The organism is Maribellus mangrovi, assembly GCF_037646455.1.
Taxonomy (GTDB): domain Bacteria; phylum Bacteroidota; class Bacteroidia; order Bacteroidales; family Prolixibacteraceae; genus Draconibacterium; species Draconibacterium mangrovi_A.
In genome coordinates, this window is record NZ_JBBIXN010000002.1 from 844,417 (window position 1) to 870,549 (window position 26,133).

Below are 26,133 nucleotides of genomic sequence, written 5' to 3' on the forward strand. Positions count from 1 at the left end.
CACTTAACTAGCTCGCCATTTTCCCTTTCATGAGCATATTCACCGCGTCTTTGAGCGATCCTGCACGGGTAACCTGCCCCGTATTTACAAAATAAATTACGTCGGCGTTCGCAATGGTGTTCAACCGATGCGCAATGATCACCTTTGTAGTTGAATTGGGTAATTTCTGGATGATATCATCCAGCAGTTTTTCGGTCACTGTGTCGATGTTGGCAGTTGCTTCATCAAGTATTAGCAGATCGGGTTTCCGCAATACCGCACGCATGAAAGCGATAAGCTGCTTTTGTCCAAGGCTTATACCGTCGCCCGAGACATCAACACGGGTTTCCAATCCTTTTTCAAAGCGTTGCAACAAAAGTTCGAGGCCGGTGTCATGAAAAATCTTTTTTAACTCTTCATTACTGATTTTTGCATATTCTTCATTTCCATACAAAATATTCTCGCGAACTGTTCCACTAAACAGGAAAGGATCCTGCAAAATAAAACCTATACGTTTGCTCCGTTCTTCGGCCGAAAACGAACGAATATCGTGTCCATCGAGCAGAACGGTTCCTTTTGTTGCATCGTACAAACGCGCGATCAGTGAAGCCGTCGTTGTTTTTCCGCCACCGGTAGGTCCAACAAATGCATACGTTTTTCCCTTTTTCAGGTTGAAGGTAATATCGTGAAGTACCTCACTCCCGCCCGGATAGGAAAAGAAAACCTCACGAAATGAAACCAGAGTGGCCGTATCATCAACACCATTCGACGAAACAGTAGGCATGTTATTTTCGAGCTCCAGGATTTTCCGAATCCGATCCCAGGCTGCCAGAGCCAATTGAAAGTTGGACCACAGTGAAGCGAGTTGCCTCAGTGGATTGTAAAAGCTGTTCACGTAAGCAATAAAACTGATCAGTAAACCCACTGTAAACTCACCAACTGAAATAAAATAAATTCCCAGTGCCAAAACGATCAGCATACCAAAATTTGAGAACAGCGTGTAAACCGGTAAAAACAGATTGTTCGCGATTCCGGCTTTCACGGCAGCTTTATAATTCTCCTGATTGACTTCATTAAAACGTTCCCGGAAATAATCGCGGCGGTTAAATGCCACAACTACTTTAAAATTATTCAGACTTTCCTGTACTTCGGAACTCAGGTTGCCCACACTTTTAAGGCTTTCGGCATTCTTCTTTTTCACCCAGGGAGAAAAGATGCGGGTAAACAGCCAGATCAGAACAGCCGGGGCCAATGCTGCTAATCCAAGTTCCCAAAAAATGGAGATCAGAAATATTCCCGAACCGATCATCACCAGGATAATACGCAGAAACTGCATGAGCGACTGCGAAAAAAACTGGTTGATCTTGTCGGTATCGTTGTTGATCCTTGAAATCAGGTCGCCGGTTTTATTCTGGTTAAAAAAATCGAAAGGCAATTCCTGCAGTTTATTAAAAACCGAATTTCGCAGGTTATACAGCATGCGCTGACCTACCGATCCCATTAAACGCGTTTGAAGGTAACCGGCAAACAGGGCTACAATGTAGGTTGCCAATAAAATACCACCATTAATTAAAACACCCCTGAACTGACTGGTTTGGATGTAATTATCAACGGTATTACCGATGATGATCGGCCCAACCAGATTAAGCACCGCTGTTATAACCATAGCCACAAAAGCTACGATCAAAATTTTCTTCTCCGCCACCATATGAGCGATCAGACTTTTTACCGATTTAAAGCCCAGCCTTTTCTTCTTTTGAACCTCCTCTTTTTCGTTCAGATTATACCTCATAATGACTGGTACTTTTTTGAGATTCGTATATCTGTACATATTCGGGCGATGTTTCGTGCAAATCCTGATGTTTTCCTGAGGCAATCAACTCTCCTTCCATCAGCAGAATTATCTGGTCGAAATCCTTTACCGGGCTGATCTTTTGTGTCACTGATATCAAAGTTAAACCGGGATAATTTACGTATACGTTACGCAGGATCTTTTGCTCAGTTTGCTGATCGACACGCGCTGTAAAATCGTCGAGCAGTAAAATGCCGGGATTCAGTGCCAGCGCCCTCGCCAGCATTATTCGTTGCTTTTGTCCGCCTGAAAGGCTGGTCCCGCGTTCAGATACTAAGGTATCGAGATGTTTGGGAAGCACATCAATAAATTCTTTCAGTTCAGCTGTTTCTATAGCTAATCTCAGGTCTTCATCACTAACCTGATCGTTAAAGGCAATGTTTTCGCGTACCGAAAGATTAAACATTACACTGTCCTGAAATACAATTCCGATCTGGTTATGAAAAGTCTCTTTTTTGTATTCCTTCAGATTTACTCCATCAAAAAGCACTTCGCCGGAATTTGGTTTTATTAGCCCCGTGAGCAGATAAAGCAATTGTGTTTTACCGGCCGCTGTTGGCCCGATTACAGCGGTGCGCGTTCCGTGTTTAACCTGAAATGAAACATCTTTCAACACCGGTTTGTCATCATACAAAACACTAATATTTTTAAGCTCGATATTACCTTCAAGCTGCTTTTCAATCGTTCCGGTATCGGCTGTATCTTCCTTGTCTAAAACCGATTTTATCCGCTCGTATGAAGCTGATGCCTGCGCAATGAGATTGCTGATAAAACCAATTACGATGATCGGGAAAATAAGAATGGTTACATAGCTGTTGAATGCCGCAAAATCACCAAGCGACAACCTATCCGTGATCACAAAATGACCACCTAAAATCAGGATGGTCAGCGTTGCCAGGTTTCCAAAAAATGTGATCATAGGAATGAGTGTGGCAAAAAGCGTTACAATAGAAATACCGATATCGCGCGATTCGGCACTGGCATTTAAAAACTTCCTGTATTCCAACTGCTGTGAATTAATGACACGTATGATTGCGGCTCCCAAGATGCTTTCGTTAATGACCTTATTCAACCAGTCGATCACTTCGCGACTGCGTTTAAAAAGCACCCGTACTTTTTTCAGGATAATAAAGAAACTAACGCCCACAGCCGGAATCAGAAATAAAACCGGGATGGCCAGCCGCCAGTTGATGATGAGCAGAAATACAGAAGTACCAATGATCATGAACACCGACGAAACAATGGAGGCCACACCATTCGAAACGAACATTTTTATCGAATCCATGTCCGAAGTCAGGTTGGTCAATAATTTAGAAGGATTAGCTTCTTCAATAAACGAAAAACTTTGACGCGAAATTTTATCCGAAAGTTTCTTCCGAAGATCGAATCCTACTTTTTCGGAAGCATAAGTTTGTACGATGGTTTGTAAAATGGTAAACAGAAAGATAATTCCGGCAGCGATCAAAAATTCAGTAAGAATGGTTTTAAAAACATAATTGCCGGCGGTGTAGGAATCAATTCCGTGTGCAATTATTCGGGGAATAACAAGGTTGGCAGCATTACCGGCGAGCGCAAAAATGATCAGTAAAACAATCATTTTTTTGTAGGGCTTCAATAATTTGAACATACCCATCCGGCCATTTCCTGTTTTGTTTTTGTCTGCTTTCCTGTTCCCTGCCATGAAAAATCGTGTTGTTCTGCAAAGTAAATCAAAATGTACCTTCGACTGCATCAATCCTGCAAAAGGTGAGTAAAATTACTCAGTTTTAACCTGACTGTACATCATTTCATTCGTCTTTGCCAACTTTCAGTTCAGCTTGTTAAACCAACTCACCAAATAAAAGTTCAGAGAAATGTATCATTAAAATGTAATTGGATTTATTCAGGAACATTCAGTAGGATATTTCCTAATCTTCTGTTTTTTCTTTATAAATCCGTTTCATATTTCGGTGAAAGCGGTTGATGATCGTAGCGTGAACATGCGGATACACTTTATCGCGTGTTTTTATACGGCTTTGGTAATAGCTAAGATGAGCAATCAGAGTATTGCCTTTTGGTGTTGATTCAAAAATGAGTTGTTGTTTCCCTTCCGTTTCATTGCCTTTCAGGTAACTAAACTCGATCACTTTGTTTTCCGGATCGACACGGGTAACTTCAAAAGCCATCGCCAGGTTTTTAACGCCAAACAACAGGTCGAGGTTGAGGTAAACGATCAGTCCCGGAATAACACCACCGACAGGATCATTTTTATAATAAATGTGATCATCGTCGCGTGAATAGGAAAAGCCATAATGTATTTTGCGGGTGCTCCAGGCACGTTGCAAACCTGAATTCACATAAATGTCCCAAACTCTGTCAATACTGTCTTTGATCAGAAATTCGCGGTCTATAATGTGGTAATTATCAATACTCTGCCCCGGTTCTATTGACGGCTGAATATCGGCAAAAGTTTCGATCCCCCGATCGGTTTGACGATGTAAGTATTTTATGATACTCGGTAATTCAATTTTTGTAGTATCCACCTCATCTAAACGAACTTGAGCAAGTGTAGTTTGATGTAGAACCAAGGAAAAGATGATGATGTATATTGATCGCAAAAATCTCATTATAATTAAAAAACTTCCTAAAAACGGCGTCAAATATAGCCAAATATAAACTTACGGCAAGCTTGAAAAACAGCCACAATTACATAAAATTACTTCGTGTGATTTCTTCCATGAGTTTTCGGCATTGTAGCCATTTAATATGGGATACCGGTCACCGTTTATACGTACAACTAAGGATGAAGTTTTTTGTTTAGGTTTTCTCTGAAATTGAGACTAACAGGAAGTTTATGATCGCCTACTTTTACCCGGTTTCCTTCGAGGTATTCCACTTTGTTTAATGCGATTACATACGACTTGTGAATGCGCTCGAAAAGTCCGGAAGGCAATTCTGCCAGAAAATTCTTAAGTTTACCGTGGACAGTTAAATTTTGTTTTTCGGTAATAAATCGCACATAATCACCCTGCGCTTCCAGAAAATGAATTTCATTGAACTCGACGCGATAATTCTTTTTATCGGCCCGGAGCATAATGTGTCCGGCCGTGTTTTCATCTTTTGCCTTAAAACGCTCGACAGCCCTATTTACTGCAGTTCGGAACCGGTCGAAAGAAACAGGTTTTAACAGGAAATCCACTGCATCAACCTCAAAACCCTCGACAGCGTATTCGGGATAAGCGGTTACAAAAATGAAAAGCGGCACTTCCTGCAGACTTTTAATCAATCCAAGGCCACTTAATTTTGGCATGTTTATATCGAGAAAAAGGAGATCGATTGTATCGTTTTTAAGCATTTCGCCCGCTTCCAAAGCATCATCGGCAACTCCTGCCAGGTTCAACTCGGGACAAAGTTTCACAAAATCCACGATCACTTCCTGCGAAAGAGGTTCATCATCAACTACCAGACAATTCAGCTTCATTTTCAGTCAATTCTATTCGCAAATGTACTTTAAACGATTCGCTTTCATCTTTTATTTTCAACTTATGTCGCCCCGGATAAATCAGGTCGAGCCTTTTTTTCACATTTTCAACACCAATCCCACGGTTCATGGATTCCGGTTCAATCGCTTTCCCTTTGCTATTTTCTATTTCCAGGTTAAGGCTTTTCGAAAACGTTTTAATTCTGATGTTCACAAAAGCATTGTCGGCGCCACCTTTTAAACCGTGCTTAAAGCTGTTTTCAATAAACGGAAGTATCACCATAGGCGCAATCGATTTACCACTTAAATCGCCTTCCAATTCAAAACTGATCCGCCGGGTTTCGGAGGTTCTCAGATTTTGTAATTCAATGTAATTCCTGATCATCCGGATTTCCTTTTCAAGCGGTATAAAATCCCGCTCCGAATCGTAAATAATATGTCGAAGCAGATCGCTCAACTGCACAATTTTATCGGGTACTTGTTTCGAGCTTTTCCGGGACAGAGAGTAAATACTGTTTAGCGAATTGAATAAAAAATGTGGATTGATCTGTGTTTGCAAGGCTTTGAGCTCGGCTTTTTGTTTCTCGGTTTCCATTTCCTGCAAGCGGAACCATCCTCTTGCCAGGTGCAGCAAGCTGGTTAACAACAAGTAAATGGCAAAATACAGAGAGATATCCCAAAAACTGTAAAATGCAATAAAATAGTAACCTCTGAATATAAAATCGATCCATTTATCAAACAGAAGAAGATAAAATCCGGCGCCACAAGCCACTAGAGTAATTACCAAAGCGCTGTACTGTAAATATTTTTGGCGTTCGAAAAACCATGGTATCAGCCCCTGCAAATTGATGTAAACTACCGCAATAATCGGGATGTGGAAAATTGCGGTATAAATAAGATCGATCGGTTTAACTTCAACTGATACTTTTAAAATATTCAACAAAATTAGAAACGACAGGCACCAAAACAAAATGTGCCGCAATACCCGATTTCGAACTAAGTCCTGTAAATTCATTTTTAAAGATCCGATCATTGATTTTTATTTCGGATGAGTTCTACCTGAAGTCCATCCTCAAATGCTTCCTCCGAATTTACATATTTTGTTACAAACTTTTGAAGTTCCTTTGGTTTGGCTGTCAGCAAAATAAAATCGTCATTATCTTCGTGATGGATCCGAATTTTATTCTGGCGAACCAGATCTTCCAGCCACTCCGGATCGAACCAGTTGATAAACAAACCCGAATCAGTAACTGTAAGTTTTGCAAAGGTATGCACCGGTATTATATGAAAATTGTCGAGAGTAAGTTCTTTCCCTTCCAAAAAATCGCGCAAATAAAAATCGAGGAAATAATCGCCCCCGAGTTCAATAACGTGCACATCGAAAACCGATTCAAAATATTTACCGTCTTCCTTTTGTTTTAATGTCAGAACATACGAAAGGCTGTCTCTTTCATCGCTTTTCTTTTTATTGATGTATGGATGCTCGAAGGTCCATATTCCATTAGCATTTTCAAATGTCGCGTCATCATTATCCGTCTCCAGCCACTGGCCGGTCAGAATTTCGTTGGGAAACAGATCTTTTTCGGTATAAAGCGGGTAAAAAGAATATACCACACACCCCGAGAAAATAAATACCAGTGCTGCAATTAGAACAAATTTTCGTGACTTCATAATTCCGATTTTTTACGTTCAATTCAAAGGTAAATCCAAACCATGTTAATACAGAATTTTTTCGTTGAGGTGAAGTAAATCATCGTTGAAAAAGAAAAGAACCGATCTATCGCAAACAGACCGGTTCTCCCCGTGCTAATTTAATGTAGTTTAACCTATCAGAATCCTAAACTATCCGGTAGCCACATCGAAATTTCAGGAATGTAAGTAACCAGCAACAAGGCTACAATCATCACCACAAACATCGGCAACAATGGTTTTATTACTGTTTCTATCTTCACCTCACTTACACTGCATCCGATAAAAAGCAACGATCCTACCGGCGGAGTACCAAGTCCAACGCTTAGGTTCAATACCATAATGATTCCGAAATGAACGGGATCGAGACCGAGGTTGGTCACAATAGGCAGGAATATTGGTGTAAAGATCAATACCGCCGGTGTCATATCCATAAACACTCCCACAAACAGCAGAATCAGGTTAATGATCAATAAAATCACAAATTTATTATCGCTCAGCGCCAACAGGGCTTCACTAACATTCTGTGGAATATTTTCGTAGGCCATAATCCACGACAGGCCAATACAGGTAGCCACTAAAAGCAATACAAAAGCCGTTGTTTTTACCGAACGAAGAATCACATCGGGAAGGTCTTTCCAGGTTAATTCGCGATAAACAAAAGCGAGGATCAATGCATAAAGCACAGCTACTGCAGAAGCTTCGGTGGCCGTAAAGAATCCTGCTACAATTCCACCGATTACGATGACCAGCAGCATCAAACTAGGGAAAGCACTTAAAAATGTCTTTAAGGCACGTTTGGCACCCTGCTTATGCTTGCTCGCATAATACGCGAAAAAGGCAACAAAGACAGCTCCCAAACCACCGTAAATTAAGCTTGCGGCACCGGGCGAAACCAGCGATTTCACTTTAATCATTCCTATCACGATCAGTGCCAAAGCAAAAAGAACGGCAAAGAATTTCGAAACGTTTCGTACCATGCCTTTCATTCCAAACTGTTTGTAGGAAAACATCGCCAAGGCCATAGCCATAATTCCCAAACCGGTAAGGATACCCGGCGCATAACCAGCTAAGAATAATGCAGTTATGGAAACACCTCCACTCGCCAGCGAATAAACGATTAGAATATTACTTGGCGGAATAGAAAGCCCTGTTGTTGCAGAAGTAATATTAACCGCCGCACTAAAGTTTTTATCGTAACCTTCTTTATTGAGTTCAGGCATCATTATACTTCCGATAGCAGAAGCAGAGGCGGCAGCAGAACCGGAGATAGCGCCAAATAACATGTTGGCAAAAACATTAACAAAGGCCAGACCAGCAGGCCAGCGACCAACAATAACACGCGCAAAATTAATGAGCCGGATGGCTATTCCTCCCTTATTCATGATATTTCCTGCTAGTATAAAGAAAGGGATGGCCAGCAGTGCAAAACTATCGAGTCCAGTTGCCATTCGCTGAGCAAAAGTAGTTGCTGCCGGAACAGGCATAATGGTTACCAGCATGGTAAGAATACCCGAAATGCCAATACTAAAAGCAATTGGAACTCCAATTACCAGCAAGAAAATAAAACTAACGACCAGAACGATTACTCCCAGAAATTCCATTATGCTTCAATTTTTTGGTTAAGTGAATTATCGATTACATAGTAGATCACAAGTATACCACTGATGGGTAGAATAAGGTAAACATAGCCCAGCGGCAGTGCCAGCGCAGCCGATTTTACACCCAAATAAAAACGGGTATATACCAACCATGTGCCGCCAACTACCATCACAAAAAGGGCAAATACGCCAACAATTGTATTTATGATAATTTGAAGTCGACGACGCTTTGCACCTTTCATTTTTTGAAGCATGAGGTCGATGGCCAGGTGTTCGTTTTTACCGGCAACATAAGCTGCTCCCAGCAAACCAACCCATATTAACAGGAAACCGGCCAGCTCATCGGTAAATGAACTCGGAGCGGCAAGCACGTAGCGGCTAAAAACCTGCCAAAGCACGTCGATAACCAGAATGCTCATAATGGCCACCAGTACAATTTCAATTACTTTATCAATACGTTGTCTTAGCGTCATTTCAATAAGTTTGATTTGTTGTTATTTCACGGCTTCAATTCTGCGGAGCAAATCTCCCAACACCTCATCCTGCCTGTATTTATCCAAAAGTGGCTGTACTTTATCAGCAAATAATTTTTTATCGGGATGGTGTATGGTTACACCAGCTTTTTGAACTTCGCGTAATGATTCTTCCACAGATTCGGCCCAGTATTTCCGTTGAACCGCAACCGATTCGTCAGCAGCTTCCTGCAACCATTTTTGTTCCTGCCCGGTTAAATTGTTCCACACTTTGGTACTAATGATTAGTACGTCGGGAACGCAAGTGTGTTCATCCAATGAATATTCTTTACAAACTTCGTAGTGGTGTGAAGTATATAAACTGGGCGGATTGTTCTCGGCACCATCAACTACACCACTCTGCAGAGCGGTATACAATTCACCCCACGAAATTGGAGTTGGTGAACCACCCAGCGCACGAACCATTTCCATAGCCGACTGGCTTTTCATAACCCTCAATTTTAAGCCTGTAAGATCGTCGGGTGTGAGAATGGGTTTATTAATGGTATAAAAACTCCGAAATCCGGCATCATAAAAACACAGTCCACGAATCCAAAACTCTTCGGTTCCCAACAACAATTCCTTTCCAATTTCGCCATCGAATACTTTAAAAGAATGCTCTTTCGTACGGAATACATAGGGTAGTCCCAGTGCTTTAAATTTAGGTGTAAAACTTTCCATAACGGCTGCCGACACTTTAGTGATCGCCAGACTTCCGATCTGCAGGAGTTCTACACATTGCTGTTCCGATCCCAACTGTCCGCTGGGATAAATATCGATAGTAAGTTGTCCGTCGGATTTTTCGGCCAAACGCTCAGCCATAAAGACCATGCCTTTGTGCACCGGATGCGAGGGATCCAAGCCATGCGCCAGTTTCAGTACTTTATGGTGTTCCGTGTTCTGGCAGCCCATAAATGGGACCAGCAGCAGAACAGCAAAAAGCAGCTTTATTTTGTTTTTTATCATAGGTATTTTATTTGATCGTCTTTTTAGCTCCGTTACATCACTTCTTTAGCGCTGCGATAATGCTTAGTGCGTTTGCACATTTTTCGGTAATGTAGCCATAATTTTTATCTACCAGCACATCTTTCGGGAATAATTGCGATCCCATTCCCACACAGGTTACACCCGCATCGAACCAAAGTTTCAGGTTTTCCTCGTCGGGCGAAACGCCTCCTGTTGGCATTATACTCGCCCAGGGCATTGGACCTTTAACCGCTTTCACAAAACTTGGTCCTCCTACCTGCGATCCGGGGAAGATTTTAACCACCTCAGCTCCCAATTCATGAGCACGGCCAATTTCGGTTACCGAACCACAACCTGGACTCCAGGCAATTTTCCGCTTGTTACAAACTTTTGCAGTTGCTTCGTCGATTAGTGGAGCAACAATAAAGTTGGCTCCATTTGCGATGTACAAGGCTGCTGTAGCTTCATCGATTACAGAACCAACGCCCATGATCATTTCAGGGCATTCTTTGATTGCCCATTTTGTTACTTCGGAAAAAACCTCGATGGCAAAATCGCCACGATTAGTGAATTCGAACAAACGAACACCACCATCGTAACAGGCTTTTACCACGTTTTTACAAACCTCTGCGTCTTTATGGTAAAAAACCGGTACCATTCCGGTTTCCTTCATTGTTAATGCAACTTCTATTCTTGAAAATTGAGCCATTTCTTTATTATTGATTCAGTTATACTTTTCTTAATTTCATCCGGAGCTTACAAACCCCAATTATCCCCCGAAAAAAGGGTGACAAGATTTTCAATTTATTTGATAAATCACGGGGTAATTTCATTCTCCACAAAATATCTTTAGAACGTTTTATTTAATCGACGATTTAACGTTACGGCACATGCAACCATCATTTTCAGAACACTTTTTGGATGCGCCGTATTTCGTTATTGTTTATTATCCCCGCGCTAAAGCACGGGGCTACCAAAATCTAATCCCTAAGGGATTTAGGAACGTTTTTTCTTCGTTCTTCCAGCTTCCTACTTCGAACCTTTTATCGGTCAACGCGCGCGCTACCGCCACCAATGATTTTTTCCACTTCCGATAAAGTGGCCATGGTGGTATCACCCGGAGTGGTCATGGCCAAAGCACCGTGTGCAGCCCCATATTCAACAGCTAAGGCTCCGTCATTAAACTCAAGGAAACCATAAATCAGACCGGATGCAAAGCTGTCGCCACCACCAACACGATCCATTATTTCAAGATCTTCGCGGTGATGTGCTTCATGAATTTCACCTTCGGAATAACAAATTGCCCCCCATGAATTTACGGTGGCTGTTTTTACTGTGCGCAAAGTAGTTGCAATGACCTGGAAGTTCGGAAATTCTTTGATCGCACTCCTGATCATACCTTTGTAGCCCGAAAAATCCAGCTCTTTCAGGTTTTCGTCGTTACCTTCAACTTCCAGTCCCAAACAAGCAGTGAAATCTTCTTCGTTACCGATCATCACATCCACGTATTTGGCAATCTCACGGTTTACTTCCTGTGCTTTTGATTCCCCGCCAATGGCTTTCCAAAGCGACGGACGGTAATTTAAATCGTAAGAGACGATAGTGCCATGCTTTTTAGCAATTTTCACTGCCTCGATAACCGTTTCAGCTGCGGTTACAGAGAGCGCAGCAAAAATACCACCGGTATGCATCCAGCGCACACCAAGTGTTCCGAAAATGTATTCCCAGTCAATATCACCGGGTCTTAATTGTGAAGCTGCAGTATTACCTCGGTCGGAAACTCCTTTTGCTCCACGAATTCCAAAACCTCTTTCGGTGAAATTTAGTCCGTTTCGAACAGTTCGACCACAGCCATCATATTCCACCCACTTCACAAACTGGGTATCCAGCCCGCCCTGAAGCATAAAGTCTTCAATTAATGCGCCAACTTCATTATCGGCAAGTGCAGTTACAATAGCCGTCTTTTTCCCAAAGCACCTTCTCAGTCCACGGGAGACATTATATTCACCGCCGCCTTCCCAGGCTCTGAATTGACGTGTTGTACGAATTCGCCCCTCACCCGGATCGAGTCTCAACATAACTTCACCAAGTGAAATGCAATCATAAGTGCATTCTGATTTCGATTTAATCTCCAATTTGGCCATGATCTAGTTTTTAATTTTATGCAATCGATTGCAAAAATAATAGTTCACACTATTTTTGCCGCAAAACCGATTGATTTTTCAAGCTTATTTACTAAAACTTAAAATACTCCTTCGCATTGTTGAAACAGATGTTTTCAACCATGGTACCCAGCAAGTCCATATCATATGGAATTTCTCCGTTTTCAACATCTCTGCCAATCAAATTACAAAGTGTTCTTCTAAAATAATCGTGACGTGTATAGGATAAGAAACTTCTTGAATCGGTGAGCATTCCTACAAAGCGACTCAAAAGCCCCAGGTTTGAAAGTGCAGTCATTTGTTGCTCCATACCGTCCTTCTGATCGAGAAACCACCAACCCGAACCAAATTGAATTTTCCCCGGAACTGAACCATCCTGGAAGTTTCCGATCATGGTACCAATTAAGGCATTATCCCGAGGATTCAGGTTGTATAAAATGGTTTTGCCGAGTTTGTCTTCGAGGTCAAGACGATTAAGCAGTTTAGACAAAGGACGAGCCACTTCAAAGTCGCCGATCGAATCGAAACCGGTATCGGGACCAAGTTTATTGAACAGGCGTGTATTGTTGTTTCGTAAAGCACCAATATGAAACTGCTGTGTCCATCCGCGCGAGTGATCCATAATTCCGAATTCGTACAACATGGCCGATTGGAACTTCATGATCTCAGCTTTTTCCAAATCGGCTCCTCCCCTGATCTTCGCAAAGATCTGCTCAATTTCAGCCGCAGTATAGTCTTCCGCAATTACAGTTTCAATACCGTGATCACTCAACCGGCAGCCATTGTCGTGGAAAAATTGATGACGTTTATGCAGGGCAGCCATTAGGTCTTCGAACGATGAAATATTCATCCCGGCCGCTTCTTCCAGTTTAATGATGTATTCGTTGTAAGCCCCGGTATTCTCTACTGCCATTGCTTTATCCGGACGCCAGGCCGGCAAAACTTTGGTTTCAAAACCATCGGCTCTAATTGCCCGATGATATTCCAGCGAATCAATCGGATCATCAGTTGTACAAATGGTATGCACATTGGCTTTTTTAATGATGCCGCGGCACGAATATTCAGGTGTTTGCAATTTGGCATTACATTCGTCCCAAATCTCTTTCGCCGTTTCCGGACTCAGTAGTTTTTCAATGCCAAAAAATCTTTTCAGTTCCAGGTGTGTCCAGTGATACAATGGATTACGAAGTGTATGTGGCACTGTTTCGGCCCATTTTTCAAATTTCTCCCAATCACTAGCGTCACCGGTACAGTAACGTTCATCAACTCCGTTGGTACGCATTCCGCGCCACTTATAATGGTCGCCGTACAACCAGATTTCAGTTATATTTTTGAACTGTTTGTCTTCGGCTATTTCTTTTGGATTGATGTGACAGTGATAATCAAAGATCGGCATTTTAGCCGCATGATTATGGTATAATTCCTTTGCAACATCGGTTTGCAAAAGAAAATCTTTGTCCATAAAAGGTTTCATAATGAAGAATTAAGTCGGAAGTCGGAAGTTGAAAGCCCGAAGTCCGGAGTTATTATAAATCGAATAATCTTTTTAAATGACGCTCGTAAATGTTCTCTTCCACGCAGCCGCCAACTACTTCAGCATTTTTCTTCAGCAAATCGGTGTAAGTTTCTCCCATTTCGGCAGCTACTTTGTAACCGACATGGATCAGTTGTCGAAAGTTCGGGTTATAATCCGGATGTCCGGGAATATGACGTAATGTGTTTCCGAATTTCTCACCCGACCAACTTTTTACTTCTTCAACTGACGGAAGCTGACTGTCGTCGATATCGATCACATCGGCATAAGGTCCGCAGAGTTCATCTTTACGGCCCAAAGCTTTTTTATAAATGTCTTTGGCAACCGCCAAACCTTCGTCGCCTGAAATGGCCAGACCGATAACTTCTTCCAACCAGGTTGTACCGGCTGTTTTTACATGAAGTCCTTTATCGTGTTTTTTAATAATCTCGGCCATGATCGGGTAAATGGTGAATTTGTCTGAACCCGAGTGAACACTCAATTTCAGATCTGCCGGCAGTCCAAAGTTTTTAACTGCATAATCAATCACCATCAGATCCTGTTCAAATTCTTTGGCAAATTGAACCGTATCGCCAACATAATCGACACCTTTATTAAAGCGGCCGGTAAATTTAGGCGCAATGGTTTGGGCCGGAATTTTTTCGTCGGCAATCATTTTCAGGATAAAGAACATATCTACCGGAGTTTGTGGCGATTCCACCTCATCCATCGATACCTCCGTTACGAAGTTACCTTTGCCTTTGACGGCTTCAATATGCCGGTAAATTTTCCCGGCTTCTTTAACGGCAGCCAGAAATTTTTTAGTCACCTCGTTTAGAAGTGAATCGCTTACTGCAATTGGCTCATCAATTCCGGGAATTTCCACTTTATCGCCAAAAGCTTCACACGACTTCTTGAAAGCCGCAATATCTTCAGCCGAACTATCATTACCAATGTACATGGCAACATCGAGCGTAAAAAAATCGGAATGTTCGATAAAACGATCCACATTGGTAAGATTGATATGATCGGCATCCACACAAAATGGCCCTTCCCAGCCTAGATTTTTAACGGCGCTGTCCGCTTCAATTCGTGTTCCTTCCGGTTCTGAATGAACAATCTGATGTTCGCGGTTCGACTTGTTCCAAACAGGTGTAATTTCTACTCCATTTGAGGTGGCGGTAATTAATGCACTCAGCTGTGCTTCGCCTTCATGATTGAAGCGGTCGCCCACTCCAAAGCTGTATTTTCCTAATTCCATGCTGTAGCTTAGATTGTGATTATTATTTACTGTTTTTGATTTCCGTGTACGTGCACGAAAATAGAACTATATTTTGAATCTGGCAAATTAAATGCTGTTTTTCAAGCGCTCAAATCAAACATAACACAATAATTTTCAACACAATACAGCAATCATTAATTTTTCACGTTTTTAAAACCTTTTGAAAAGTTCAAGGACATCGGAAAATTTCAGGGGAAATTCTATCTTTGTAAATTAATAATATTCAGATTAAATACTTTTGAAATAATTTTAAATCAATGAAAACAATAACCGCACTTTACATCCTTCTGTTTAGTCTGAGCAGTTTTGCTCAGCAAGAGAATCCAGATTGGGAAAATCCTGCTGTTTTTGACTTGAACAAGGAAAAACCACATGCTACTTTAATGCCATTCAGGAACGTTGAAGAAGCCTTAACCCAAAAAAATCATCAATCGGTATTTTACCAAACCTTAAGCGGCACCTGGAAATTCAACTGGGTACGCAAGCCTGCCGATCGCCCGATTAATTTTTATCAACCCGATTTTGATGTTTCGAACTGGGATGATATCACGGTTCCTTCGAACTGGGAACTGGAAGGTTATGGTGTTCCGATCTATGTGAATCACCAATATGAATTTGCCGATCACAAAGCGCCGGTTTCTAATGAAATCGAATTCATCGACGATCTTTACCCGGCTAATCCAGGACAGGTGCCTCACGATTACAACCCGGTAGGTTCCTACAGGAGAACATTTAACATTCCTGACTCGTGGGACGGAAGACGTGTTTTTATCCAGTTTGGTGCGGTAAAATCAGCTTTTTACCTTTGGATCAATGGCCAAAAAGTGGGTTACAGTCAGGGCAGTAAAACACCTGCCGAATGGGACATTACCGATTATATACAGGAAGGTGAAAATGTTGTTGCTGCCGAGGTGTATCGCTGGTCAGATGGTTCGTACCTCGAATGCCAGGACTTCTGGCGCATCAGCGGAATCGAGCGCGATGTTTACCTCTACTCTACTCCACAGGTTCGGATTCGCGATTTCTTTGCCAAAACCAATCTTGATTCAGAATATAAAAACGGCCTGTTCAACCTTGACGTTGATCTGAAGAACCAGGTTTCAAAACTACGCTCGGGTAATTATAGTGTACAATACCAGATTCTTGGTTCAAAAGGTGGTTTGATTGCTGAAGATGAGCAGGAAGCCAAAATCAATAAGAAAGAAGACCTTCAGCTTAATTTCTCTAAAGAAATTGAAAATCCTTTAAAATGGACTGCCGAAACTCCTAATCTGTATTCACTTGTGATCAGCTTGAAAAACGCAGAGGGAGAAACAACCGAGGTAGTTAGCGCAAAAATAGGTTTCCGCAAAATAGAGATCATCGATGCTATTTTTTACATCAACGGAGTTCCCGTTGCAATTAAAGGTGTAAACCGACACGAACACGATCAATACAACGGCCACGTGATCAGCGAAGAGGCTATGATAAAAGAGATCGCACTGATGAAGCAATTCAATATTAACGCGGTACGTACGAGCCACTACCCCAACGACGAGCGCTTTTACGACCTTTGTAACGAGTATGGTCTTTATGTCACTAACGAAGCCAATATCGAGTCGCACGGGATGTACTACGGCGAACATTCGCTGGCAAAAAAGCCGGAATGGACAGCAGCGCACGTGGATAGAAACATACGGATGGTAGAACGTGACAAAAATCATCCGAGTGTCATTGTTTGGTCGATGGGTAATGAAGCAGGTGATGGTGTAGTTTTCAGCGAAGTTTACAAAGCGATCAAGGAGCGCGATCCTTCGCGTCCTATTCATTACGAGCGTGCAATTATGGGCGATAATACCGACATTTTTTGTCCGCAGTATCCCGGTGTTCATACATTGGAGAATTACAAAAAGGAAAAGCAGCCAAAACCGTTTATCTCCAGCGAATATTCTCATGCTATGGGAAACAGCAACGGTAACCTGGCCGATCTTTGGGATGTGTTCAACGAAGACCGTAACGACCAGTTACAGGGTGGATACATCTGGGACTGGATCGATCAGGCACTTGTAAAAAAAGCTGCTGACGGCACCGAGTTTTGGGCATATGGTGGCGATTATGGCGAGAACATGCCAAGCGACAATAACTTTGTTTGCAACGGTATTATCTCGGCCGATTACACGCCGCACCCGGCCATTTGGGAAGTTAAATATGCCTACCAGTATGTACTTTTCAATAAGACAGATGAAGGTTTCAAAGTGACCAACTACCACGATTTTATCGACCTGAGCGATTACGAAATTTCATGGACCATCTCAGACAACGGAATTAAAAAATTCGGCGGAACATTCGAAAACATTAATCTTAAACCCGGCGAAAGTCAGGTATTGATTATTCCTGTTCCTCAAATTGCCTTATTGCCAAGCATTGAACGTTTTATCGACTTTTCGGTGAAATTGAAAGTAGACAAACCATTCCGTCCTGCAGGTTTTGAGGTGGCACACGAGCAATTTAAAATGGAAGGTAATTATGCGGCTTCAGATTCTGAAGGATTCCACAGCGAACTGGAGACCGAAGAAACTCATAGCAACATTGTAGTTGAAGGCGAAAACTTCGAGTTGACTTTTGACAAGGTAAGCGGAACAATTTCTTCGTACGTGATCAACGGCGTTGAACTGATTAAAAGCGGGCCACAGGTTAATTTCTGGCGCCCTGCAAACGACAACGATAAAGGAAGCAGAATGTTGGACCGTCTTGGAATCTGGCGCGAAGTTTCGCGCGGAGTTAAGCCGAGTAAGACAACTTTAGAGCAAACTTCCGGTATCGAAGTTATTATCTCCGTTAATTACTCATTAGATCAGGTGGATGCAAAACAGGATGTAACTTATGCCGTTTCAAACGATGGAAAAATAAAAGTTCATTCATCCATTTCAATCAACGGCGAAGAAATTCCGGACCTGCCACGTTTTGGAATGCGCTGGGAAATGCCGGTGAATTTCGACAACCTGGAATATTATGGCCGCGGTCCACAGGAAAATTACATCGACAGAAACCGGAGTGCATTTGTTGGAATTTACAACAGCAAGGTTGCCCACCAGTATTTTAAATATGTGCGTCCGCAGGAAAATGGCAACAAAACCGGTGTTCGCTGGTTTGAGTTAAGAAATGAAAACGGATTTGGTCTGCGCGTTACCGGAGATGCTCCAATCGGCTTCTCAGCACTGCACAACCCGATCAAGGATTTCGACATGGAAGACATGCAGGATTACCGCCACACCAACGACATTGTTAAACGCGACGGTGTGTTTATTACCACCGATCTGAAACAAATGGGAGTTGCCGGTGATAACTCATGGGGGGCTCGTCCGTATAAAGAATATTCGCTTCCTGCACAGGATTATGAATTTGGATTTACAATTGAACCTGTATTTTAAAACATTTGATTGAAAATAATACGAAATGAGAAAACAGATTTTATTATTGGCGATACTCCTGTTTAATGCAGCAGTATACGCACAAACAATGGACATTATTCCAAAACCGGTCAAAGCCGAAAAACATGACGGGAATTTTACTTTGAAAAGTTCAACGCAGTTACTTTTCGATCAGGATACACAAGACAAAAAAGTGTTGTCAGATCTCGCTGTTCAATTAATTTCCGATGCAAGTGGATTAAACTTACCGGTAAATAGTCCAAATAGCAGCAATATAAAAGGAAACATCCTCCTCCAACTCAACCAGCCGTTTAACGAACAAATTGGTGCCGAAGGTTATCAACTGAAAATCAGGAACGATCGTGTTTTTCTAAATGCTAACACCACTGCCGGTTTATTTTACGGAATGCAAACCATTTGGCAAATGCTTACAGCATCCGACGGAAAAACACTTTCATGTGGCGAGATCACCGATTATCCGCGTTTTAACTGGCGTGGTATGCACCTCGATGTGTCAAGACATTTTATGCCGGTTGAATTCATTTACAAGTACATCGATTACATCGCGCTTCACAAAATGAATGTTTTCCACTGGCATTTGGTAGACGACCAGGGTTGGAGAATTGAAATCAAAAAATATCCAAAACTGACAGAGGTAGGTGCCTGGCGTGCGGATCGTGAAAACCTGGCATGGGATGCACGCAAAGGACCGGTGAAAAAGGATGAGCCAAAATACGGTGGATTTTACACGCAGGAGGAAATAAAATCGGTGGTAGCTTACGCACAAAAAAAACACATTATAATTGTACCGGAAATTGAAATGCCTGCGCACGTCATGTCAGGATTGGCAGCCTATCCCGAATACTCATGCAGTGGCGAATATATTCCGGTTCCTTCAGGTGGTGTGTGGCCAATCACCCATATTTTCTGTGCGGGTAAAGATGAAACTTTTCACTTTCTTGAGGACGTGTTGAGCGAAGTGATGCAACTTTTCCCATCCACCTACATTCATATTGGCGGCGACGAAGCAACCAAAACCGAGTGGGAGAAATGCGAATTATGCCAGAATCGTATGAAAGAAGAAGGTCTGGAAGATGAACATGAACTTCAAGCCTACTTTATCAAACGCATCGAGAAATTTCTGAACAACAAAGGAAGACAGCTTATTGGCTGGAACGAAATTCTGGAGGGAGGATTAGATCCATCAGCAACGATAATGTCGTGGCAAGGCTCAGGCCCGGGAATAAAGGCCGCTAAATCAGGTCATGATGTAGTAATGTCTCCGGGATCGCATTGTTATTTCGATCATTATCAAGGCGATCCGTCGCTGGAACCCAAAGCCTGGGGAGGTATGACTACCCTAAAAAAAGTGTACAGTTTTGAACCGATACCCGAAGAGTTAAACGAAAAAGAGGCTCAACACATTCTGGGTGCCCAGGCAAACGTATGGACCGAATACATACCCGATGGGAAACAGGTGGAATACATGATTATGCCGCGAATGTCTGCGCTGTCCGAGGTTTTATGGTCACTTGCAGGATCGAAGGATTGGGGAGATTTCTCTCAGCGAATGGAAACTCAATACCAACGTTTCGAAAAACTGGGAGTAAATTATGCAAACAGTGCTTTCCAGGTATCAGCTGATCCGGAATTGAATGTGGACAAGAAAACAATCAGTGTAAAATTGTCCACGGAAGCATGGAAACCCGAGATACGATACACCACTGATGGAAGCGAACCGGACGCCGGTTCAAAGAAATACACGGGGCCTTTTGAAATTGACAAAACCGCTACGGTAAAAGCAGTTGTTGTTGAAAACGGAAAACCAATGTCGAAAGCATTGGCAACAAAATTCTTTATTCATAAAGCCATTGCATGCCCGGTGACTTTAAAATTTCCGAACAGTAAATATTACGATGCAGATGGCGATCTTGCCCTCGTTAACGGAATTAAGGGCAGTATTAACCATAGCGACGGAAACTGGAAAGGTTTTAATGGCGACGACATGGTGGCTACAATCGATTTGGGTGAAAAGAAATCAATATCGAAAGTCAGTACCGGAGTATTGCAGAATTCCGGAGCCTGGATTTTTTACCCAACAGAATTAATCGTTGAAGCTTCTGACGACAATCAAAATTTCAGGCAAATTGGCCGGGTGAAAAATAAAGTGAGTCCAGACGATGGAGAACGACAGATACAGGATTTGGAAGTAAAAAAGAAAACTTCGGCACGCTATGTTCGCGTAACACTGAAGAATCTGGGAACCTGTCCAAAAGGACATGCCGGCGAAGGAAAAGCAGCCTGGTTATTTGTCGACGAAATTACAATTGAATAGATTAATAGTTAAATAGCAATCGGTAGTTTGTCACTACCAAATACAGAAAATGGGATGACCTGACGGTTGTCCCATTTCTTTTTTAATTTTAGAGGTTCCTCATATCTGTATTCAACAAGCCAAAACATTGTTTAATAATAAGCTGTAAACTGAAAATATCCAATTCAGGTCCAGGCTGGTTTGTCTTTCTTTTTTATAATTCATACCTTTTAGTATGTTTTTTGTAGAAATTTATAGAAAGATGAAAATACTGGCAGTTCTAGCGTTAATTCTAATCGGGTTTGAGAATCTCTGTGCAGAGGCACAAAGCGAGGAGGTAAAAAGGAAGATCGAAGAAGCCATGAGTGCAGCCCCACCGTCAATTTCAGCAAATGCAACTATACTTAATTATCCGGCAGAACCCGGTGGTGACAAAGTAATTTTACGTCAAGGCACAAATGAATGGACATGTCTGCCTGACAACCCTCACATGCCAGGACATAATCCCATGTGTGTGGATGCTCAAATGATTGAACTGTTTACTGCTATAGCGGAAAAAAGGGACCCCAAAATAACACAAACCGGGTTTGGCTATTTTTTGCAGGGAGGAGCTCCAAGGAGTAATGCAAATCCGTATGATACTGGTCCGTCACCAGAAAACGAATGGATGGAGGTACAAGTGCCACACATTGTAGTTGTTTCACCTGACAAATCGATTCTTGAAGGACTACCAACAAATTCAGATAACGGTGGCCCATGGATAATGTGGAGTGGTACACCTTACGTACATATTATGATACCTGTACCGAAGTACTTACCAGAGTAGATATTGACTGGCTGTTATACCACTATGTGTTGTTCTCGTAATAGAATTAACAACTATTCATCACTAAAAACAGAAAATGGGATAACCAAGCGGCTACCCCATTTTTCTAATTCATATAACTAAAAATCGGTGTTACAGCAAAAAGGATATTAAAACACCTGCCGCAACTGCAGATCCAATCACCCCGGAGATATTGCTGGCCATGCAATATTGAAGGATGTGGTTCTTTTTATCGTATTTCAATGCCAGTTCGTTTGCCACCCGCGATGCCATGGGCACAGCACTTAATCCGGTAGCCCCAACCAATGGGTTGATCTTCTTTTTCGAAAACGTATTGTAAATTTTTACAGCCAGAATACCACCGGCAATGGAAATGGCAAAAGCCACAAAACCGCCAACTACAATACCTATCGTTTTTGTTGTCAGGAACACCTCCGACGTCATCGTTGCGCCAACGGTAAGTCCCAAAAATATAGTAGCCGTATTCATGATCGGTCCCTGGGCAGCGTCAGCCAAACGACTTGTTGATGAGCCGATCTCTTTGATCAGGTTACCAAAAAGCAGCATACCGAGCAGCGGTACCGACGATGGCACCAAAACTGCAGACAGAGTTCCTAAAGCAATCGGGAAAATAATTTTAGCCGCTTTAATATTTTTGATCTCATATTTCGCCGGATACATTTTATCCATCTGTTTCATGTTGATGGTAAATTCCTTTTTAGAAATGAGCAAACGTGCCACTAAAGGAATAATTACCGGCACCAGCGCCATGTAGGAATAAGCAGCAATAGCGATCGGCCCAAGCAAATGCGGAGCCAGTTTAATGGTTGTATAAATGGCGGTAGGCCCGTCGGCACCACCAATAATACCCAGCGAAGCAGCTTCTTTTGGGGTAAAACCAACTGCCACAGCAGCCACCAGTATACTGAAAATACCGATCTGGGCAGCCGCTCCAAAAAACGCCAGTTTCAGGTTGCGTAACATCGGGCCAAAATCGGTTAATACTCCCACTCCCATAAAAATAATCGGAGGTAAAAGCCCGGTTTTGATCAATGAATAATACAGGTAATTCATGATCCCGTATTCATGCGCAATCTCAAACAGGTTCATATAACGATGCCCTTCCAGTTCAATCAACTGAGGATCGACAACTCCCATTTGTCCTCCGGGAAAGTTGGCCAGTAAAACTCCAAAAGCTATTGGAACCAGCAACAAGGGTTCGTATCCCTTTTTTATGCCGAGGTACAACAACACAAAACCTATTGCCCACATGATCAGCGTTTGCCAGGTAATGGCGCTAAAAGCTGTCATGTTAAACAGTTCTCTTAATATGTCCATAAATTGATCTTAAGCCAGTTGTACCAATACATCGTCTTCTTCCACATTGTCGCCGTTGGCTTTCGATATTCCAACAACTTTCCCGTCCTGCTCGGCTACAACAGCATTGTAGGTTTTCATCGATTCGATATAACAAACCACGTCACCTTCTTTTACTGTGTCTCCTACCTTTATTGGTGTTTCCGATGTATCTTTGGTCAGCATGAACTTACCTTCAAGTGGCGAAATGACTTCAAATGCCGCGCTTCCGTTTACCGCAGCAGGAGCTTCTTTTTCAACCGTTTTTGCTGAACCGTTTGAAGCTGCCGGAGCACTTTCAATGTCACCGTAACTTACACCTACATTGAACTTCTCACCATTGACATCAATAATCATCGATTTAGGCTCGAATGAAGCAGCCGGTACTTCCACTTTCTCTGTTTTTGGAGCTTTGGCAGTTTTCTTTTCAGCCAGGTCGGCTTCAAAATCAGCTTTTGCTTTTCCCGATTTGTAAGCACGATATTGTTCGGGATGCATGGCCAGTTCGAGCAGTTCTTCATCATCCTGTCCGAAATCCCAGTTGTTCTCTTTCATTTCTTTTTTGAAAACTTCCAGGCCATCAGGATAAAGATCCTGCGGAACACCGGTGTAAAATTCTTTGCCATTGGCTTTGGCCAACTCAACAATTTCAGGAGCAAGTTCACCCGGAAGTTTTCCCGACTTACCAATGATCATATCCCAGATATTATCGGCTATCATGCTCCAGCGTTCGCGGCCTTTTATCACCTGCAGAACATTCATCAAAGCCAGGTTTTTCACATACTGGCTGAATGGTGTAACCAGTGGCGGATAACCCAGTTTGGGCCAAATGTATTCTACTTCCTCGAACAATTTGATCAGCAGATCATCCTGCGTTAAGGTTGGTTTATTGCGTTTTGTGAGCCACTTGTTCAAGCTTTCCAGGTTGTTACCAAGATCGGCCATCAAACTTCCCATCATTCCACCGGGAAGACCTGAACCGATAAGCAAGGAATTCATATGACGGTTTTTCGGGTTGATATAGTACCCCAGAAAATCGTCGATAAATTCCTGTGTCATCGAACGCACCTTCATGTAGGCTTTCATATTAATGTCTTTCACCGCGAAACCTGCATCTTTCAGCATTCCATGAACGGCCAGCACATCGGCATGTCCTGTTCCCCAAGAAAGCGGTTCCATAGCCACGTCGACATAATCAACTCCAGCACGTGCCGCTTCTAAAATACTCGCCATCGAAAAACCGGGGCCGGAGTGGCCGTGGTACTGAACAACAGTTTCAGGATGCGAGGTTTTAATGTTTTTGATGATCTTACCGATAAAAGCAGGACGACCGATACCGGCCATGTCTTTTACACAGATCTCATCGGTACCCATTTCAATTAACTGCTCAGCCAGGTTGGTATAATATTCTACCGTATGTACCTCAGAAATGGTAAGACTTAAAGCGGCCTGCGAAATCATTCCACCTTCCTTGGCAAATTTGATGGAGTTTTCGAGGTTACGCGGATCGTTCAAACCACAAAAAGAACGGGCTATATCGGTTCCTTGTAGTTTTTTTACTTTAAACATTAGCTTTCGAACATCGGCAGGAACCGGGCTCATGCGAATTGCATTAAGAGCGCGCTCAAGCATATGGGTTTGTATTCCTGCATCGTTGAACGGCTGTGTCCAGCGACGATTGGCAATGTTCGGATTTTCGCCAAATAAAAGGTTAATCTGTTCAAATCCACCACCGTTGGTTTCGACCCTGTCGAAACACCCCATATCTATAATTGCCGGAGCTACTTTTTCCAGTTGGTCAACCCGGGGAACATATTTCCCCGACGACTGCCACATATCGCGGTAAAGCAAACTAAATTTAATCTCTCTCTTCATATCAGTCAATTTTATAGTTCTTATTGGATTGTGATTTTAATTGTCAATTTTTTCAACAGAAGTTACTCTTCCTTTTCCCCGGGTAACACTTTCGACCGCCGAAACGATTGCGGCCAGTTTAGCGGGCTCAATTTCGGATGAACCGGCATTGGAACTCGCTTGAACAGTGACTGCCGGAGAAAATGTATTGGTAATTCGAATTATGAGGTTGCCCAGCAATACCACCATGATCAGAATAAAAAATACGGTGCCCATGCCGGTCAGGACTAGCTTTAAAACTTCAGACATATTGTTGTTTTTTTTGTGAAAGGCCCAAAATTATACTTATCTCCGAATTATGTAGAAATGACAATATCAAATTGAAAGATTTAATGCAGTTTTCCTTACGATTTTCAATACAGGAGTTCTTTGGGAGTAAAAATAAATGGAGCTTAACAAACTAATAGACATGCAGTAATGCACATAGGTAACTTTAAAAACAAATGCCTACCTGTTCTGCAACATGTTCTTAATATACTTAACATTGGGGAGTTACAAAAGACATGGAAGTATGAAAATAGAGCTTAAGTTCGTAGTATTAATCAGCAGTTTTATTTATAATGAGTATTGATTATTTTAAAAAGTAAGAAGGCGTGAAAATTTTCACGCCTTCAGTAAACTTATGAAATTTTAATCTCTTTTGCCGGTTTCGGCTTCACTTCCTCGCGCTTTGGCAAGGTTACATGCAAAATTCCGTTGTCGTATTTTGCCGAGATCTTTTCGGCGTTTACGATTGTTTCCGGAACCGTGAACGAACGTTGGAACGACTGGTAGCTAAACTCTCTTCGCGTTACGGTATCGCCGTGTTTTTCTTCCTTTTCGTCTTTCTTTTCCGAAGAAATAGTCAATCTTCCATTGTCGTAATTCAGTTTAAAATCTCCTTTGGTCATCCCGGGTGCAGCCACATCAATTTTATATTCATCCTGGTTTTCGCTGACGTTCACAGCCGGTAAAGTTGAATTTGTGCCTGCAAAATTCCAGTTATTCCAGTCCATCATATTTCCTTCAAAGAATTTGTCGAACAACGAAGGAAATGATGAATAATCACTGTTAAATACTCTTGGTAGTGCCATAATTTAATCCTCCATTATTTTAAGTTAGACATTTTGTATTTACATTTCAGAAAAAGCAAAACCCATACCACCTAAACAACTAAGAAAGAATGACATACAACCCAGCTAATTCGATGAATTTTTGGCATTTTTTGTGAAATTTTGACACAAAATATTCTGCTGAAGATGTTTAGTGCGCCAAGGTATTGATCCTATCGTTTAAAGGCAAAACCAATCAGGAACTA

At 42.1% G+C, this 26,133-nt stretch carries 20 protein-coding genes; 3 read left to right on the top strand and 17 right to left on the bottom strand.

Annotated elements, in window-relative coordinates; all coding sequences use genetic code 11:
• Positions 1 to 7 precede the first annotated feature (7 nt).
• From WFY05_RS11560 to WFY05_RS11620, 13 genes are all read right to left on the bottom strand, one after another.
• Positions 8 to 1,771, bottom strand: a complete 1,764-nt coding sequence (locus WFY05_RS11560) for an ABC transporter ATP-binding protein (protein WP_340113007.1) — start codon at positions 1,769 to 1,771, stop codon at positions 8 to 10.
• The gene (locus tag WFY05_RS11565; RefSeq protein WP_340113008.1) at positions 1,761 to 3,512 is read right to left on the bottom strand and encodes an ABC transporter ATP-binding protein; all 1,752 of its coding nucleotides are present in this window, start codon (positions 3,510 to 3,512) and stop codon (positions 1,761 to 1,763) included. The genes WFY05_RS11560 and WFY05_RS11565 overlap by 11 nt, the downstream gene beginning before the upstream one ends.
• A gap of 226 nt (positions 3,513 to 3,738) precedes the next feature.
• The gene (locus WFY05_RS11570) at positions 3,739 to 4,437 is read right to left on the bottom strand and encodes a hypothetical protein (protein ID WP_340113009.1); all 699 of its coding nucleotides are present in this window, start codon (positions 4,435 to 4,437) and stop codon (positions 3,739 to 3,741) included.
• A gap of 170 nt (positions 4,438 to 4,607) precedes the next feature.
• The gene (locus WFY05_RS11575; RefSeq protein WP_340113011.1) at positions 4,608 to 5,291 is read right to left on the bottom strand and encodes a LytR/AlgR family response regulator transcription factor; all 684 of its coding nucleotides are present in this window, start codon (positions 5,289 to 5,291) and stop codon (positions 4,608 to 4,610) included.
• On the bottom strand, positions 5,266 to 6,306 hold the full coding sequence (locus WFY05_RS11580) for a sensor histidine kinase (protein ID WP_340113012.1): 1,041 nt from the start codon (positions 6,304 to 6,306) through the stop codon (positions 5,266 to 5,268). Before WFY05_RS11580 ends, WFY05_RS11575 begins: the two co-directional genes overlap by 26 nt.
• 14 nt (positions 6,307 to 6,320) lie before the next feature.
• Positions 6,321 to 6,962, bottom strand: coding sequence for a hypothetical protein (locus tag WFY05_RS11585; RefSeq protein ID WP_340113013.1), 642 nt, complete (start codon positions 6,960 to 6,962; stop codon positions 6,321 to 6,323).
• A 158-nt stretch (positions 6,963 to 7,120) separates the two neighbouring features.
• A complete protein-coding gene (locus WFY05_RS11590; protein WP_340113014.1) occupies positions 7,121 to 8,584 on the bottom strand; it encodes a TRAP transporter large permease in 1,464 nt (487 codons plus the stop codon).
• Positions 8,584 to 9,054, bottom strand: coding sequence for a TRAP transporter small permease (locus tag WFY05_RS11595; RefSeq protein ID WP_340113015.1), 471 nt, complete (start codon positions 9,052 to 9,054; stop codon positions 8,584 to 8,586). The genes WFY05_RS11590 and WFY05_RS11595 overlap by 1 nt, the downstream gene beginning before the upstream one ends.
• Positions 9,055 to 9,075: 21 nt before the next feature.
• The gene (locus tag WFY05_RS11600; RefSeq protein ID WP_340113016.1) at positions 9,076 to 10,059 is read right to left on the bottom strand and encodes a TRAP transporter substrate-binding protein; all 984 of its coding nucleotides are present in this window, start codon (positions 10,057 to 10,059) and stop codon (positions 9,076 to 9,078) included.
• 37 nt (positions 10,060 to 10,096) lie between these two features.
• Entirely contained in the window at positions 10,097 to 10,768 is a 672-nt protein-coding gene (locus WFY05_RS11605; RefSeq protein WP_340113017.1) for a bifunctional 4-hydroxy-2-oxoglutarate aldolase/2-dehydro-3-deoxy-phosphogluconate aldolase, read from the bottom strand.
• 334 nt (positions 10,769 to 11,102) lie between these two features.
• Complete coding sequence (locus tag WFY05_RS11610; protein ID WP_340113018.1) at positions 11,103 to 12,203, bottom strand: sugar kinase; 1,101 nt, start codon at positions 12,201 to 12,203, stop codon at positions 11,103 to 11,105.
• A 91-nt stretch (positions 12,204 to 12,294) separates the two neighbouring features.
• Positions 12,295 to 13,695: a glucuronate isomerase gene (gene uxaC, locus WFY05_RS11615; RefSeq protein ID WP_340113019.1), complete on the bottom strand. Its 1,401-nt coding sequence runs from the start codon at positions 13,693 to 13,695 to the stop codon at positions 12,295 to 12,297.
• A 52-nt stretch (positions 13,696 to 13,747) separates the two neighbouring features.
• Entirely contained in the window at positions 13,748 to 14,995 is a 1,248-nt protein-coding gene (locus tag WFY05_RS11620; RefSeq protein ID WP_340113020.1) for a tagaturonate epimerase family protein, read from the bottom strand.
• Between the two features lie 278 nt (positions 14,996 to 15,273).
• Here WFY05_RS11620 and lacZ point away from each other — a divergent pair, with 278 nt between their 5' ends.
• The 3 genes from lacZ to WFY05_RS11635 all read left to right on the top strand — a co-directional run bounded on the left by lacZ (position 15,274) and on the right by WFY05_RS11635 (position 21,566).
• Positions 15,274 to 18,426, top strand: coding sequence for a beta-galactosidase, LacZ type (lacZ, locus tag WFY05_RS11625; RefSeq protein WP_340113021.1), 3,153 nt, complete (start codon positions 15,274 to 15,276; stop codon positions 18,424 to 18,426).
• 25 nt (positions 18,427 to 18,451) lie between these two features.
• Entirely contained in the window at positions 18,452 to 20,761 is a 2,310-nt protein-coding gene (locus WFY05_RS11630; protein WP_340113022.1) for a glycoside hydrolase family 20 protein, read from the top strand.
• 241 nt (positions 20,762 to 21,002) lie between these two features.
• The gene (locus WFY05_RS11635) at positions 21,003 to 21,566 is read left to right on the top strand and encodes a hypothetical protein (protein WP_340113023.1); all 564 of its coding nucleotides are present in this window, start codon (positions 21,003 to 21,005) and stop codon (positions 21,564 to 21,566) included.
• A gap of 132 nt (positions 21,567 to 21,698) precedes the next feature.
• Here the strand turns inward: WFY05_RS11635 and WFY05_RS11640 are convergent, their stop codons facing one another.
• The 4 genes from WFY05_RS11640 to WFY05_RS11655 all read right to left on the bottom strand — a co-directional run bounded on the left by WFY05_RS11640 (position 21,699) and on the right by WFY05_RS11655 (position 25,909).
• On the bottom strand, positions 21,699 to 22,904 hold the full coding sequence (locus tag WFY05_RS11640) for a sodium ion-translocating decarboxylase subunit beta (protein WP_340113024.1): 1,206 nt from the start codon (positions 22,902 to 22,904) through the stop codon (positions 21,699 to 21,701).
• Positions 22,905 to 22,913: 9 nt separating this feature from the next.
• Positions 22,914 to 24,797, bottom strand: a complete 1,884-nt coding sequence (locus WFY05_RS11645) for a biotin/lipoyl-containing protein (RefSeq protein WP_340113025.1) — start codon at positions 24,795 to 24,797, stop codon at positions 22,914 to 22,916.
• Between the two features lie 36 nt (positions 24,798 to 24,833).
• Positions 24,834 to 25,085, bottom strand: coding sequence for an OadG family protein (locus WFY05_RS11650; RefSeq protein WP_340113026.1), 252 nt, complete (start codon positions 25,083 to 25,085; stop codon positions 24,834 to 24,836).
• 371 nt (positions 25,086 to 25,456) lie between these two features.
• Positions 25,457 to 25,909 carry an Hsp20/alpha crystallin family protein gene (locus WFY05_RS11655; RefSeq protein WP_340113027.1) on the bottom strand — a complete coding sequence of 151 codons (453 nt, stop codon included), beginning with the start codon at positions 25,907 to 25,909 and terminating at the stop codon, positions 25,457 to 25,459.
• Positions 25,910 to 26,133: the final 224 nt, after the last annotated feature.

What these genes read in the sequence shown, in the direction of transcription:
- WFY05_RS11560 (WP_340113007.1), bottom strand. Translation starts at nt 1,771, where the DNA reads ATGAGGTATAATCTGAACGAAAAAGAGGAGGTTCAAAAGAAGAAAAGG.
- WFY05_RS11565 (WP_340113008.1), bottom strand. Translation starts at nt 3,512, where the DNA reads ATGGCAGGGAACAGGAAAGCAGACAAAAACAAAACAGGAAATGGCCGG.
- WFY05_RS11570 (WP_340113009.1), bottom strand. Translation starts at nt 4,437, where the DNA reads ATGAGATTTTTGCGATCAATATACATCATCATCTTTTCCTTGGTTCTA.
- WFY05_RS11575 (WP_340113011.1), bottom strand. Translation starts at nt 5,291, where the DNA reads ATGAAGCTGAATTGTCTGGTAGTTGATGATGAACCTCTTTCGCAGGAA.
- WFY05_RS11580 (WP_340113012.1), bottom strand. Translation starts at nt 6,306, where the DNA reads ATGAATTTACAGGACTTAGTTCGAAATCGGGTATTGCGGCACATTTTG.
- WFY05_RS11585 (WP_340113013.1), bottom strand. Translation starts at nt 6,962, where the DNA reads ATGAAGTCACGAAAATTTGTTCTAATTGCAGCACTGGTATTTATTTTC.
- WFY05_RS11590 (WP_340113014.1), bottom strand. Translation starts at nt 8,584, where the DNA reads ATGGAATTTCTGGGAGTAATCGTTCTGGTCGTTAGTTTTATTTTCTTG.
- WFY05_RS11595 (WP_340113015.1), bottom strand. Translation starts at nt 9,054, where the DNA reads ATGACGCTAAGACAACGTATTGATAAAGTAATTGAAATTGTACTGGTG.
- WFY05_RS11600 (WP_340113016.1), bottom strand. Translation starts at nt 10,059, where the DNA reads ATGATAAAAAACAAAATAAAGCTGCTTTTTGCTGTTCTGCTGCTGGTC.
- WFY05_RS11605 (WP_340113017.1), bottom strand. Translation starts at nt 10,768, where the DNA reads ATGGCTCAATTTTCAAGAATAGAAGTTGCATTAACAATGAAGGAAACC.
- WFY05_RS11610 (WP_340113018.1), bottom strand. Translation starts at nt 12,203, where the DNA reads ATGGCCAAATTGGAGATTAAATCGAAATCAGAATGCACTTATGATTGC.
- uxaC (WP_340113019.1), bottom strand. Translation starts at nt 13,695, where the DNA reads ATGAAACCTTTTATGGACAAAGATTTTCTTTTGCAAACCGATGTTGCA.
- WFY05_RS11620 (WP_340113020.1), bottom strand. Translation starts at nt 14,995, where the DNA reads ATGGAATTAGGAAAATACAGCTTTGGAGTGGGCGACCGCTTCAATCAT.
- lacZ (WP_340113021.1), top strand. Translation starts at nt 15,274, where the DNA reads ATGAAAACAATAACCGCACTTTACATCCTTCTGTTTAGTCTGAGCAGT.
- WFY05_RS11630 (WP_340113022.1), top strand. Translation starts at nt 18,452, where the DNA reads ATGAGAAAACAGATTTTATTATTGGCGATACTCCTGTTTAATGCAGCA.
- WFY05_RS11635 (WP_340113023.1), top strand. Translation starts at nt 21,003, where the DNA reads ATGAAAATACTGGCAGTTCTAGCGTTAATTCTAATCGGGTTTGAGAAT.
- WFY05_RS11640 (WP_340113024.1), bottom strand. Translation starts at nt 22,904, where the DNA reads ATGGACATATTAAGAGAACTGTTTAACATGACAGCTTTTAGCGCCATT.
- WFY05_RS11645 (WP_340113025.1), bottom strand. Translation starts at nt 24,797, where the DNA reads ATGAAGAGAGAGATTAAATTTAGTTTGCTTTACCGCGATATGTGGCAG.
- WFY05_RS11650 (WP_340113026.1), bottom strand. Translation starts at nt 25,085, where the DNA reads ATGTCTGAAGTTTTAAAGCTAGTCCTGACCGGCATGGGCACCGTATTT.
- WFY05_RS11655 (WP_340113027.1), bottom strand. Translation starts at nt 25,909, where the DNA reads ATGGCACTACCAAGAGTATTTAACAGTGATTATTCATCATTTCCTTCG.